13 protein-coding genes are annotated in these 12363 nt (G+C 67.4%); all 13 read right to left on the bottom strand.

From position 1 onward, the window contains the following. Positions 1 to 625 (bottom strand): SDR family NAD(P)-dependent oxidoreductase (locus K728_RS0110190; RefSeq protein WP_024476621.1); only part of this gene is annotated, 625 nt, incomplete at its 3' end. After that, a complete protein-coding gene (locus K728_RS0110185; protein WP_024476620.1) occupies positions 625 to 1557 on the bottom strand; it encodes a dihydrodipicolinate synthase family protein in 933 nt (310 codons plus the stop codon). The genes K728_RS0110185 and K728_RS0110190, both read right to left, overlap by 1 nt. Continuing rightward, positions 1554 to 2792: an L-2-hydroxyglutarate oxidase gene (lhgO, locus tag K728_RS0110180; RefSeq protein ID WP_024476619.1), complete on the bottom strand. Its 1239-nt coding sequence runs from the start codon at positions 2790 to 2792 to the stop codon at positions 1554 to 1556. The genes K728_RS0110185 and lhgO overlap by 4 nt, the downstream gene beginning before the upstream one ends. Then, positions 2789 to 4027 carry an MFS transporter gene (locus K728_RS0110175; RefSeq protein ID WP_024476618.1) on the bottom strand — a complete coding sequence of 413 codons (1239 nt, stop codon included), beginning with the start codon at positions 4025 to 4027 and terminating at the stop codon, positions 2789 to 2791. The genes lhgO and K728_RS0110175 overlap by 4 nt, the downstream gene beginning before the upstream one ends. After that, complete coding sequence (locus K728_RS0110170; RefSeq protein WP_024476617.1) at positions 4024 to 6285, bottom strand: TRAP transporter permease; 2262 nt, start codon at positions 6283 to 6285, stop codon at positions 4024 to 4026. The genes K728_RS0110175 and K728_RS0110170 overlap by 4 nt, the downstream gene beginning before the upstream one ends. Continuing rightward, positions 6282 to 6803 (bottom strand): hypothetical protein, encoded by a 522-nt coding sequence (locus K728_RS0110165; protein ID WP_024476616.1) that lies wholly within the window; start codon positions 6801 to 6803, stop codon positions 6282 to 6284. Before K728_RS0110165 ends, K728_RS0110170 begins: the two co-directional genes overlap by 4 nt. Before the next feature lie 6 nt (positions 6804 to 6809). Continuing rightward, positions 6810 to 7811, bottom strand: a complete 1002-nt coding sequence (locus K728_RS0110160; RefSeq protein ID WP_024476615.1) for a TAXI family TRAP transporter solute-binding subunit — start codon at positions 7809 to 7811, stop codon at positions 6810 to 6812. Further along, the gene (locus K728_RS19095) at positions 7808 to 8503 is read right to left on the bottom strand and encodes a carboxymuconolactone decarboxylase family protein (RefSeq protein ID WP_024476614.1); all 696 of its coding nucleotides are present in this window, start codon (positions 8501 to 8503) and stop codon (positions 7808 to 7810) included. Before K728_RS19095 ends, K728_RS0110160 begins: the two co-directional genes overlap by 4 nt. Next, a complete protein-coding gene (locus K728_RS0110150) occupies positions 8496 to 9233 on the bottom strand; it encodes an SDR family NAD(P)-dependent oxidoreductase (protein ID WP_024476613.1) in 738 nt (245 codons plus the stop codon). Before K728_RS0110150 ends, K728_RS19095 begins: the two co-directional genes overlap by 8 nt. Positions 9234 to 9391: 158 nt before the next feature. Further along, the gene (locus K728_RS0110145; protein ID WP_024476612.1) at positions 9392 to 10063 is read right to left on the bottom strand and encodes a GntR family transcriptional regulator; all 672 of its coding nucleotides are present in this window, start codon (positions 10061 to 10063) and stop codon (positions 9392 to 9394) included. Positions 10064 to 10220: 157 nt separating this feature from the next. Beyond that, positions 10221 to 10769, bottom strand: a complete 549-nt coding sequence (locus tag K728_RS0110140) for an NAD(P)H-dependent oxidoreductase (protein WP_019484216.1) — start codon at positions 10767 to 10769, stop codon at positions 10221 to 10223. Then, the gene (locus K728_RS0110135) at positions 10766 to 11824 is read right to left on the bottom strand and encodes an LLM class flavin-dependent oxidoreductase (RefSeq protein ID WP_024476611.1); all 1059 of its coding nucleotides are present in this window, start codon (positions 11822 to 11824) and stop codon (positions 10766 to 10768) included. The genes K728_RS0110140 and K728_RS0110135 overlap by 4 nt, the downstream gene beginning before the upstream one ends. Positions 11825 to 11829: 5 nt before the next feature. Continuing rightward, the gene (locus K728_RS19090; protein ID WP_156911268.1) at positions 11830 to 12240 is read right to left on the bottom strand and encodes a winged helix-turn-helix transcriptional regulator; all 411 of its coding nucleotides are present in this window, start codon (positions 12238 to 12240) and stop codon (positions 11830 to 11832) included. Between the last annotated feature and the right edge of the window lie 123 nt (positions 12241 to 12363).

The following is a 12363-nucleotide window of genomic DNA, read 5'->3' as shown; positions in this document are numbered from 1 at the left end:
GAGCCTCGTCCGGGGTGCTGCCGGTCCGCTTGGCTGCCGCAGCATCGAGGGACGCCACCCGGTCCGTGTCGATCCGGCCGGGCAGCACCATGTTCACGGTGACGCCGTCGGCCGCCACCTCGGCAGCCAGGGTCTTGAGGTAGCCAGCCAGCCCGGCCCGGCCGATGTTGGAGAGCGCCAGGTTGGGCAGCGGCTGCTGCACGCCGCTGGAGCCGACGGCGACAATGCGGCCCCAGCCGCGCTCGCGCATGCCGGGCAGCAACAGGTTGGTCAGCCTCATGTGCTGCAGCAGCAACTGGTGTACCGCGGCCAGGGCCTGCTCGTCGCTGACATCCGCCGCACCGCCAGGGGGTGGGCCGCCGCTGTTGAGGATCAGCACATCGATCGGGCCGAAGGCCTGCTCGGCGGCTTCGACCAGGGCGGCGGGGGCGCCGTCGTCGGTCAGGTCCATCGCAATCCCGACGGCGGAGGGCAGCTTGGCGGCTTCGGCCTGCACCACGTCCTCGCGGCGGGCGGCGAGCACCACGTTGGCGCCCTCGTCGGCGAGTGCCTGGGCAATGGCCAGGCCAATGCCCGAGCTTGCGCCCGGTACCAGCACGTTCTTCCCCTTGAGTCCGGTATCCATCAGGCAATCTCCTTCACAGCATCAAGGTGGGCGTCGATCATGTCGGCGAGTGCCGGCGGCAACGTGGGGGACGGCGGGCGTACCGCGGCGTCGGCGATGATGCCGCGGCGGCGCAGGATCTCCTTGCGGAGGGCCAGCCCAATGCCGGGTTGGCCCTCGAAGTTCGCCAGCGGCAGCCACGGGGCAAACGCGGCCCGGGCGGCTGGGAAACCGCCGTCGTTGAACGCGGTCAACGCCGCCTGCAGGCCCTCCGGGTGGGAGAACCCGGTCATCGCGCCGGCCGCACCGGCGGCCAGCTCATCGAGCAGCCCGACTCCGCCCAGCCCGCCGAAGACCGGCACCGTGGTGGCGGCGGTCAGCGCGGCGATGGGGACGGCGGTGGGTGGCGCCTCGGATTTCACGGCGCTGATGAACGGGCAGAGCTCCAGCACTTTCAGAATCTGTGCGGCGCTGATCTTCACACCCGAAGCCACCGGATAGTCCTGCAGCACAATCCCGGCGCCGGTCCCGGCGGGGATGACCTCGTTGATCGCCGTCAGATGCGCGGCGAGCAGCTCGGGGTTGGCGCTATTGGCCTGCACCATCAGCGCACCGAGGTTGCTGCCCGCGGCGGCGACCGCGGTGCGCGCCTGCTCGACTGCGACCGCCGTCGACCGCGCCGACAGGCCGACCACCAACGGAGTGTCACCGGCTTCCTCGGCGACGGTCGTCACGATCAGGGTCTGCTCGGCGGTGTCCAGGGACACACCCTCGCCAAACACTCCGAGCACCACCATGCCGGTGGCGTTCAGCCCGGTATAGAGGCGGACCTCGCTGCGGAGCGACTCGGTGTCGACGGCGAAGTCGTTGCCGGAGAAGGGCGTGGCGAGCACGCCCCAGAGGCCTTTGGCGAGCGGGGAAACAGGGGAAGTTGTCAGAGGGTGCGTAGTCACAGGGATGAGGTGTCCTTTCGGTCGGAGTCGCGGTCGAGTGCCAGCGAGACAATGTGCTCGGCGATGGCGAGCGAGGAGGTGGCGGCGGGCGATGGCGCGTTCCTTACGGACAACACTGAGCCCTGCCGGGTGATCCGGAAATCGTCCACCAGGGAACCGTCGCGGGTCAGCGCCTGGGCGCGGATGCCGCGGGGGCCGGGGACGACGTCGTCGGCGGTGATCTCGGGAACGTACTTGCGCGCTTCGGCGACGAACCGGCGCTTGCTCAGCGACCCGAGCATTTCGGCGGCACCGGTGCGCCAGTGCTGCTTCGCGAAGGCCCGGAATCCCGAGTACATCACCGCGTCCTTGAGGTCGCGGGGCGAGATAGTGGACCACTTGTAGCCTTCACGGGCGAGGGCCAGCACCGCATTGGGGCCCACCATCACCTCGCCGTCGGTGGTCGGGGTCAGATGCACGCCAAGGAAGGGATACCGGGGGTCCGGTACCGGGTACACCAGCCCGCGGACCAGATGCCGGCGTTCCGGGCGCAGCAGATAGTACTCGCCGCGGAAGGGCACAATCTTGGGGTCGTCGTCGTCGCCGGCGAGCTTCGCCACCCGGTCGGCCTGCAGTCCGGCGCAGACGATCACCGTGTCGTAGGCGTCGGACGTTTCGGCGCCGTGGTGCTTGCCGGTGACCACCGTCTGCCCGGCGCGTTCGGTCAGGGCGGTGACCTCGAAGTTGGTGTGGACGGTGCCGCCGGCGGCCTCGACGTCCTTGGCGAGGGAGCGGGTGATCGCGCCGTAGTCGACGATCGCGGTGTGCGGGGAGCGGAGGCCAGAGGTGCCCTTGACGTGGGGTTCGAGGTCCAGCAGCTCGTCCTTGTTGATGAGGCGCACGCCCGGCACACCGTTGGCGACCGCGCGGTCCATGATGTCCCCGAGCCGGCCTTCCTCGACGGGGTTGCGGGCCACGAGGACCTTGCCGCACTCGTCGTAGGGCAGGCCCTTCTCTTCGCAGTACTCCTTGAGCATGTCCACCCCCTGCCGGCAGAGCCGCGCCTTCAACGATCCGGGCGTGTAGTACAGTCCGGCGTGGACGACGCCGGAGTTCCGGCCGGTCTGGTGTCCGGCAAGGATGGGTTCCTTCTCCAGCACGGTGACGTGGGCGTCGGGCTGGACCTGCAGCAGCCGGCGGGCGACGGCGGCACCAACGATGCCACCTCCCACCACTGCGAAACGCGTGGGTGTCATCTCTTCTCCTCCATTGGGGTCAAGGTGTGGTCTGTGGCCGGCGGCGCGGCGGCGGTGAGTGCCCGCGACCGGCGGATCATGCGGCGAGCCACCGTGAAGGTCACGGCTGCCAGGGCGGCGACGACGGCGGCGGCCAGCCAGGCGGTGTCATACGAGGTGGCGGCGGTCAGCAGCCCGAACAGCAGCGGCCCGGCCGCGGCACCCAGGGACAGCCCGGTCTGAATGACGCCGGTGGCGGTGGCCGCGTTGGCTCGGTTGTCGCGGACCACAGCGAAGTGCACCAGGCCCGGCCAGGTCCAACCGGCGCCGTAGGCCAACAGCGCACCGAGCACGAAAAGCAGCGAACTGGTGCCCAGGGCGAGCAGCAAATACCCAATCACCCCGGTGGCGAGGAGATTGGTGATCAGTACGAGCGGGCTGCGGTGCGGGTACCTGTCCATGGCGAGGCCCAGCAGGATGCGGATCACCAGGCCCAGCAGCGCCGCGCCGGCGAACAGCAGCCCGGCGGTTCCGGGCGCCATCCCGGATTGCACCGCCGAGTCCACCAGGAACACGCCCAGCGAGGTGGCCGCCGCGGCGGCAAGCCCGGCGCCCACGCTCAGCATCACCAACCCGCCCTTGGGGGTGCCACGGTCCGCCTTGGGGGTTTCTCCGGGCTGGGTCGGGCGGGTGCCGGGTGCGCTGAAGAACGCCCACACGGCAATCGCGATGGCCATCAGCGAGCCGAGCAGAAACGCATACCGCCAGCCCACGGCGAGGGCAATCACCGGGACGGCGATCCCGGCGATCATCGAGGCAGCCGGGATGGAGGACTGCTTGACGCCGAACGCCAGGCCCAGCCGGTTCGGATTGACCGCCAGGGAAATGCCCAGGTTTGCCGACGGTTGGGCCATCGCGTTGGCCAGCCCACCGACAAACAGGGCCACGATCAACAGCGCGAACGTCGGCGCCAGACCGGCCCCGGCCAGGGCGACGGCGGCGAGCGTCGCCGAGGCGACCATGCCTTTCGCGGCGCCGATGCGCTGCACCAGCCCGCCCAACGGGCGGGCCAGTACACCGGACACGGTGAAGAGAGTGGCCGCAGCCATCCCCATTTCCGCTGGACCAATGTCCAGGTCCCCACGGATCTGCACCGCCAACGCACCCAGCAGGAAGGCAGGAAGCACCCCTGTGGTGGTGACGGAGACGGCCTGCAGCATGGTGACCGCTGCGTGCGTCGACGGTGCTTTGGTCATGAAGCGGCGGGACCCGTGGTGGGTTTCGACGACGCAACACTCTTCGGCGACGAGGTGCCTGCCGCGGTGGACGACGCCCGGTGCGCACCGGCCCCCGAGGAGGTGGCCGACGTTGCCGTCCTCGTTGCCGAATCAACCGACTCAACCGAATCGGCTGAGTCTGCTTCCGCCGGCTCGGCGTCCGGATCATACGGGTGCCGTTTCCGGCCGATCAGGTGCACCACCACACCGACGGCGATGATCGCGATGCCGATCCCAATGTTCAGCGGATCGAGGGTGAGCAGCGGGAGGGACCCGATGGCCAGGATGACCCGTTCCGGCCAGCGGGCCGGGCCGATGAGCCAGCCACCGGTGGAGACGGCCAGCGCTGCGACCGCGAGGATCGACACGGAGAAGGCCAATGCCACGGTAGCGACGCCGCCCTGGAGCAGCAGCCCAACACCCGAGCCGGAGAGGACGAAGATGAACGGCACCAGGAAGGCGGACAGGGTGTACCGCCAGGTGAGCCACATGGTCTTGATCGGTTTGCCGCCGGTGATGGCCGACGCGGCGAACGGCGAGAGCGCCGTCGGGGGCGATACCTCGCTGAGGACCGAGTAGTAGAAGATAAACATCGCCGCGGCGAAGCCCGGCACGCCCACGTCCTGCAGGGCGGGGCCGATGATCACCCAGGAGATGATGAAGCTCGCCGTGACCGGCACCGCCAGGCCCAGCAGGATGACCGCGGTAGCCGAGAAGATCGCGGTGAGCAGGAGGCTGCCGCCAGCGAAGTCGACGATGATGCTGGCGAGCTTCAGGCCCAGACCGGTCAGGGTCATGATGCCCACGATCAGGCCCGCCGCCGCCATCACGGGGATGACGGAGAGGGCGCCGGTGGCTCCGGTGGCCAGGGCATCCCAGATCCGCCGGGGGGTCATCCAGGACTCGCGGTCGAAGAAGCTCAGCACAAAGGCGAGCACCGTGGCGAAGACCACGGCCCGGAACGGGGTCATGCCCATGGCCATGAAGGCGACGATGGCGATCAGGGAGCTGAAGTGGTAGCCGAAGCGCAGCAGCAGTTTGCCGACGGGCTTGATGTCCATCTCCACTGCCTTGGTCTTGAACCGGCGGGCGTCCATCTCAATGGCGAGGATGATGCCGAAGTAGTAGAGCAGGGTGGGGATGGTGGCCCAGATCAGGACCTCAAGGTAGGACACGCCCAGCAGGGCGGCGATGATGAACGCCGCAGCGCCGAGGGTTGGAGGCGACATGATCGCGCCGATACCCGCGGCGGCCAGGATGCCACCACCGTGTTCCTTCGGGTAACCGGCCTTGCGCAGCAGCGGCCAGGAGATGCCACCGAGGGTGACGGTGGTGGCCACGCCGGAACCTGACACGGTACCCAGCAGGAAGCCCGCCAGGGTGACGGTCCGGCCGGGGCCGGACTTCGACTGGCCGAACGCCGAGAAGGAGAGGTCGATGAAGAACTTGGTGGCACCCGAGGCGCCGAGCACGGCACCGTAGATGGTGAACAGGATGATGTACGTGGCAGCGACGTCGGTGGGCACCCCGAAGATTCCCTGAGTGCCCATCACGTTGTGGCCCACCAGCCGGATCCAGTCGAACGACGACGTGTTGAACGGCGCCGGAATGTACGGGCCCCAGTAGGCGTAGGCGAAGAATCCCACGACCACCAGCGGCACCAGGATACCGACGGTCCGCCGGGCGGCTTCCAGGACCACGAGGATGGCGATGATGCCCATGGCCAGGTCGAGGTAGGTGGGATTGATGGCGCGGCGGAAGAAGGAGTCCCAGTCGGAAATGATGTAGGCGAAGGGCACCACGGCGATGGCAGCAAATACCCAGTCCAGGATGTGTGGATTATCGGATTTTCCGGTTTCCTTGGCCTTATCCGACCGGCCCCACCCGCGGTACACCAGGAAGGTCAGGGACAGCCCGACCATCAGGAACGCTGGCAGATAGAACTGCGTCGCCATCGGGTTGAACACCCAGTACAGGGCGAAGACCGACATGCCGCCGGCAACGACCTTGACCACCAGGGCAGGAAGACCCGCCAGCTGCCGGGCGGGTTTCTCCGCCTCGAACTCGGCGATCAGCGCGTCTTCATCGATCTCGTCGCTGCGATCGATCGGGTTGATCTCGGCGTCGTCGGGTATTCGCGCTTCGTCGCGGCGGCTCGGATCGATCGCCTCGTCGGGGGTGGGGCGGTGCAGCTTGCCGGCCTTGACGGCGCCGTCGCCGTCAATTCGCTCGGTCATGGGGTCTCCTTGATGTCTAGCAGGATGAAGGGCTGATCGTCGTCGACCATGTCCCACAGCGAAACGGGCGCTGTTCCGGGCAGGTGGAGGGTGCGTTCACCGAGATCGGTGGCGGCAATAGAAAGGTCCGTGAACACGGCGGGGTGTGCTGGGTCGGGCTCGACCACAAAGTTCCGCCGGTCGTTGGGGTCCGCGGGGGTGGGGGCGCCGGGGACACCGTAATACTCTTCGAGCACCGCGAGCTGGTCGGCGGCGATCTGGTGGAGCCGGAATCTGCCGTCGGGGAGGACCGTGTAACGTTCCTCGGCGATGGTTCCGTAAATCGAATTGCGGTAGCTGACCGCGAAAGTATCCCCGGGAAGGGGAACCGAGGCCAGCCCGCCGTCGTCGTTGGTGATCACGATGCTGCGCCCGGGAGCGTCCCGTTCGGGGACACTCTGGGCAGCAACCGCGAACGCCCCACCGCCCAGCGTGCCAAGGCACACCAGGACGGCGACGACGACGGCGGGCTTGCGCATCAGTGGTTAGCCTGCGTTTTCGTCAAAGTACGCCTGGGCGCCGGGGCAGGTTTCGACGTAGGCGATGTCCCCTGCGGTGGCGGCATCCAGTTCGACGGCGGCGGGGTGCACCTGGGTGAGGGCTTCAACGTTGTCGAAGATCGCCGCGGTGATGTCCTGCTGCAGCTGCTCGTCCATTTCCGGGCTGGCTACGAGGATGTTCGGTGAGGCGATCGCTGAGACTGCCTCGGTCTGGCCCTCGTAGGTGTCGGCGGGGATGTCTTCCTCGACGTAGTAGTCGCCGTATTCGGTGGAGAGCTGTTCGGCGTACTCGCCGATGTTGAGGAGGTTCATGTCCTTGTCGCTGGCGAGGTCGATCAGCGCACCGGTGGGCAGGCCGCCGGACCAGAAACCAGCGTCGATGGTGCCGTCACGCAGGGCTGCGACGGTTTCAGCGGCGCCGAGCTGACGGCGTTCTACCCCTGACTCGGGGTCGATGCCGGCGGCCTCAAGGATACGCAGGGCGGCGACCTCGGTGGCCGAGCCGGGAGCGCCGACCGAGACGACCTTGCCTTCCATGTCAGCGACACCCTCAATGCCGGTGCCATCAACGGTGACGGCCTGCATGAAGTTGTTGTAGGTGTTGCCCAGTGAGCAGATTTCGATGGGGTTGCCCTCGAAGTCGTTGACGCCCTCGACGGCGTCGGAGACAACGTCACCGACGGCGAAGGCCAGCTGGGCTGAACCGTTCTCGATCAGGAGCATGTTGTCCACGGAGGCGTTGGTCTCCTGGACCGTGGCGTCGTAGCCCTCGACGTTGTCGCGGATCATCGTGGCGAAGCCGCCGCCGGTACCGCCGGTGGCGATAGACAGGGTGCCGCCGTCGGCTGCGGCGCTGGCGTCTCCGCCGCCGCTGTCTCCGCCGCTGGTATCGGGGCTGCCGCAGGCGGACAGGAACAGTGCGGGGACGGTGAGTGCAGCGGCGGCAANAAGCCGGACCCTGCGACGGTGCAGTGGTGAGGTGGTCATGGACGTTCTCCCTTAGTGGTGGTGGTGATGTGTGATGGAGGTTGAGAATGGGGGGCGGTTGGCGCCCTGGCCGCTGGTGCGCCGACGTCGCCGGCGGCGAGCAGCCCGGACAGGGCCCGGTAGTAGCCCACCAGGATGGACAGCTCGGTGATGCCTTCGTGGCCGTGGTGCTCGAGCGCGGCTGCATGGTCGACATCGGAGACGGCCCGCCCGTTGAGGAGGGCGGCGGTGAACGTCAGGGCCGAGAGTTCGTCGTCGGGTAGCTCAGTCGGGACGAAACCCCCACGGAGGTTTTCCAGTTCCGTCGGGGTGATGCCGACGGTGAGGGCTACCCTGCTGTGCGCATACCATTCGTAGGCTGAGCAGCGTTCGGCGGCGACGGCGCAGATCACCAGTTCACGGGTGCGGGCGGGCAGTTTCCCGCCAAACCGGAGCGCTGCGCCCAGCGCCTGCACGGCCTGGCCGATCTGCGGGGCGTACAGCAGTGCGTTGAACGGCCCGGCCAGGTGGCCGTCGTCGTCGACCACCAGGAAGGGGCCGCCCGCACGGGGGGGACCGGCGATCGTGTTGTAAAGGGCGAGCTGATCGTCGTCGAGCACCCCCGGCGCGAGCAACGGGAAGCGGCCGCCGTCGGCCTTCTCGGCCGGCTGGCGCTCGACTGACTCCTGCTCAGCCCACTCTTGCTCAGACAAGGGTCCGCCCGCCGTCGACGTAGAGCACATGGCCGGTGACAAAGGCGGCCTGGCGGGAGGCAAGGAAGAGGGCGGGGCCGGTGAGATCGCCGGTGGTGCCCAGCCGGCCAGCGGGGACGAGTGAGGTGTAGTGTTCGCGGACGCCCGGTTTGTCCAGATGACCGCGGGTGAGTTCGGTTTCCACGTAGCCGGGGGCGATGGCGTTGACTGTGACGCCGTCGGCGGCCCATTCGCGGGCCATCACGCGGAGGAGCTGGTTCAGGCCGCCCTTGCTGGCGGCGTAGGGGCCGTGGTCCGGGTGGGCGAGCAGGCTCGACACCGAGGAACAGTAGACCTGGCGCCCGTAGCCGGCGGCGACCATGAGCTTGCCGGCGGCCCGGCCGAGGCGGAAGGCGCTGGTGAGGTTGATGGAGATCATCCGATCCCAGTCATCGTCGGTGGTTTCGAGCAGTGGGACCCGGTTGTTGACGCCCACCGCGTGGACCAGGACGTCGAGTCCGCCGAGTTCGGCGGCTGCGCGGGCGACGGCGTCGTCGCACCCGGCGGTGGTGGAGAGATCCATTTCGAGGGGGTGCACTCGAGGATCCAGGGCGGCGAGGCCGGCCGGATTCACGTCGGCAACCACCACGCGGGCTCCCTCGTCGGCAAAGGCTCCAGCCAAGGCGCTGCCAATACCGCCAGCACCAGCGACCAAGACCCGTTGGCCACCCAGACCGAGCCAGTCACTCATCGAAGTGGTTCCCGAAACGTGGCTGCTGGCACTTCGGTACCCCGGGCAACAAGGGTGCGAGCAGCGTCAAGGAGCGCGGCGGTGACCAGATCATTTGGATACTGTATCCAATTATCGGTCAGAATGTAACAGGGATCACAAATATTTCGTGACGAGGGTCACTTCCCGTTCAGGAAGGTCCTCAGTGCGTCGACAGCATGGCTGCGGTGTTCGTTGAGCAGGGTGATGACCCGGTCGGCATCGCGATCGGCGAAAGCTTCGATGATGCATTGGTGTTCATTCTCGACCCGGTGGCGGTTGGCCTCGTCGCCGTAGTACACGAACCGGTAGGTCTCGGTGGCATCCCACAACACCTGGATCAGTTTTTCGAGGCGCGGCATCCGGGCTGAAGTCACCATCAGGAAGTGGAACCGCCGGTTGGCCTCGGTCATGGTCAGCAGGTCTCCGGCCGCGCTCGCCGTCTCCACTTCCTGGGCTGCCGCTCTCAGCAGGGTGACGACGCCGTCGTCGGACCGCCTGATCGCGACTCTAACGGCTTCAGCCTCGAGGATCTCGCGGATGCGGTACACCTCGAGAAGGTCGGTGAGTGAAAGGGTGGCCACCTTGTAACCGCGGTGTGGTGCGTACACCACCTGCCCTTCGCCTTCCAGCACCTTGAAGGCTTCACGGAGGGGGACACGGCTGACCCCGAAGCGTTCGGCGAGGGCGTCCTGCCGGAGCGCCTGCCCGGGCAGCAGTTCGCCAGCGATGATGGCACGGCGCAGTTGTGCAAGGACAAAGGCGGGGGCGGTGGTGGGGCGCCGGGAGTCCGTCTCGGCGTCGTCAATCACGCTACACCGGGGTTCCGTAGGCCATTCCTCACCTGTATAACTCTAGCCGAATACCGATGCAGCGGTCAGCGACCCCTCTGTCCGGTGAGCAATCCGGACCGAGTGGGTCAAGGTGGGCGCCGGTGGTGGAAATTTCCTTATCGAATGTCTAGTTTGCTCACCGGTTGACGGTTTGGTGCAGGCTATCGATGACATCGCCCAGCCCGACCTCGATCCGGCTGTACACCTCAGCGTTGAGCACCAGGTCGCCGTCGAAGTCTCCGGAGTTCGCGTAGAAGCCCACGGGAATGGTCGCGGCCTGGAAGAACCCGAACAGTGGGCGGAGGGCGTGCTCGATGACGAGTGCATGCCGGTCGCTGCCACCGGTGGCGACGAGGATGACCGGCGTGTTTGTCAGCGAGTACTGCCCCACCAGGTCGAAGAAGTGCTTGAACATCCCCGCATAGGAGCCGCGGTAGACGGGGGTCGCGGCGATCAGCAGATCAGCCGACTCGACGGCGGCGTACTCGGCCTCGACCGCCGGGTCCAGATCCGCCCGCGAGATGGCGCCGGTGAAGGAAGGGCCCAGGTGGTAGACGTTGGTCTGGTGGACCTCAATCGCAAGCTTCTGCGACAGTGACTCGGTAATGAGCTTGACCAGGCCCATTGTCTTTGAGCGTTGGGTGGGGCTGCCATTGACGACGACGACGCGCAGGGGCCGGCTCATGCGTTCACCGATTCGCGGGAGGCAATCTCGGCGCGGATGACGGGCGCCACCTCGGTGCCCAAGCGTTCGATGGCTTCCAGGTGAGTCTGCTGCGGCACTCCGCCGAAGCCCATCTGGAAGACGGCGCGGGAGACGCCGTACAGGTCGTGATAGGTGAGCAGCTTGTCGATGATTTCCTGGGGGCTGCCCACCAGGAGGCCGCCCGCGGGGGAGGCCTGGGCCTCGAAGGCGTTCCGCGGCAGATTGAAACTGGCTCCACGCTGGTGGTTGTTCTCGCCCAGACCGCGGGAGAAGTACGGAAAGAAGTCGTCGCGGGCGCTCTGGCTGGTCTTGCCGACCATGCCGTGGGCGTTGATGCTGATCCGCTGGCTGGAGGGGTCATGGCCGGCAGCAACCGATGCCTGACGGTAGAGATCCACGGAGCGCTCGAACTGGGTGATGGGCCCCAGCAGGAGGGCCAACGCCAGGGGCAGGCCGAGCTGTCCCGTGCGGACCGCCGAGGCGGGGGTGCCGCCGACGCCCACCCAGATGGGCAGGTCGCTGATCGGGCGGGGCGCGATGTCGGCGTTGACCAGCGGTGCGCGCAGGCGGCCCTGCCAGGACACCGGATTTTCGGCACGGATGGCCAGCAGTAGGTCGAGCTTTTCCCGGAAGAGGTCGGCATAGTCGCTGAGGTCGTACCCGAACAGGGGGAAGGACTCGGTATAGGACCCGCGGCCAGCGATGATCTCGGCCCGGCCGCCGGAGATGAGGTCAAGGGTGGCGAAGTTCTGGAACACCCGGACCGGGTCCTCGGAGCTGAGCACGGTAACGCCGCTGGTGAGCTGAATGTTCCTGGTTGCCATGGCTGCGGCCGCGAGGACCATGTGCGGGGCTGAGGCGACGAAGTCGGTGCGGTGGTGTTCGCCGACGCCGAAGACGTCGAGGCCCACCTCGTCGGCGACGCGGGCCTGCTCGATGGTCTGCTTCATCCGCTCCTCGGGGGAGGGCATGCGTCCGGTCGTCAGATCGGTGGTCAGCTCGCCAAAGGTGAGGGTGCCAAGTTCGAAAGCCATAGTTTTTATCGTCCCTTGTTGAGGTGGTGGTCTGTGGGCGCCTGTTCGGCAGCTGCGGTTTGCTCGGTCACCGAGTAGGCATGTCCCCACGCGGTGATGTCCCGCAGAATGGGCAGCAGGGCCAGCCCGGCGACGGTAAGTGAGTAGCGCACGCGGATGGGACGCCCAGCCATGACTTCTCGCTGAATGAGCCCGTCGGTTTCAAGTTCGCGGAGCCGCTTGGCGAGCATGGTGTCGCCGATGTGGGGGACAAATCGGCTGACGTCGGCGAAGCCGGTGTTGCCCTTACCGATCGCCTCGATGATGATGCCGCTCCAGCGCCGTCCGATGACGTCCATGGCGGCCACGAAGGAGGGGCATGCCCCGCCGTCGGCCTCGACTTGATGCGCGGGTGCCGGACTTTCGTGATCGCTCACGGTCACTCCCTTCACTGACCCACTGCCGTTGCAGTAGTAACTATGTCAACTGGAGTGACTCCGGTTCTATTCCCCGGGATACCACCCCAGCGCGGCAGCGTCCGGGCAGCACAAAGGGCTGCC

It is taken from the genome of Arthrobacter sp. CAL618, assembly GCF_000468215.1.
Classification (GTDB): Bacteria; Actinomycetota; Actinomycetes; order Actinomycetales; family Micrococcaceae; genus Arthrobacter_D.
This window is presented reverse-complemented; position numbering and strand designations above follow the sequence as displayed.

Excerpts from the sequence above, each read along its gene's own strand:
- K728_RS0110170 (WP_024476617.1), bottom strand. The coding sequence starts at position 6,285 with ATGACCGAGCGAATTGACGGCGACGGCGCCGTCAAGGCCGGCAAGCTG.
- K728_RS0110165 (WP_024476616.1), bottom strand. The coding sequence starts at position 6,803 with ATGCGCAAGCCCGCCGTCGTCGTCGCCGTCCTGGTGTGCCTTGGCACG.
- K728_RS0110150 (WP_024476613.1), bottom strand. The coding sequence starts at position 9,233 with ATGAGTGACTGGCTCGGTCTGGGTGGCCAACGGGTCTTGGTCGCTGGT.
- K728_RS0110175 (WP_024476618.1), bottom strand. The coding sequence starts at position 4,027 with ATGACCAAAGCACCGTCGACGCACGCAGCGGTCACCATGCTGCAGGCC.
- lhgO (WP_024476619.1), bottom strand. The coding sequence starts at position 2,792 with ATGACACCCACGCGTTTCGCAGTGGTGGGAGGTGGCATCGTTGGTGCC.
- K728_RS0110140 (WP_019484216.1), bottom strand. The coding sequence starts at position 10,769 with ATGAGCCGGCCCCTGCGCGTCGTCGTCGTCAATGGCAGCCCCACCCAA.
- K728_RS0110135 (WP_024476611.1), bottom strand. The coding sequence starts at position 11,824 with ATGGCTTTCGAACTTGGCACCCTCACCTTTGGCGAGCTGACCACCGAT.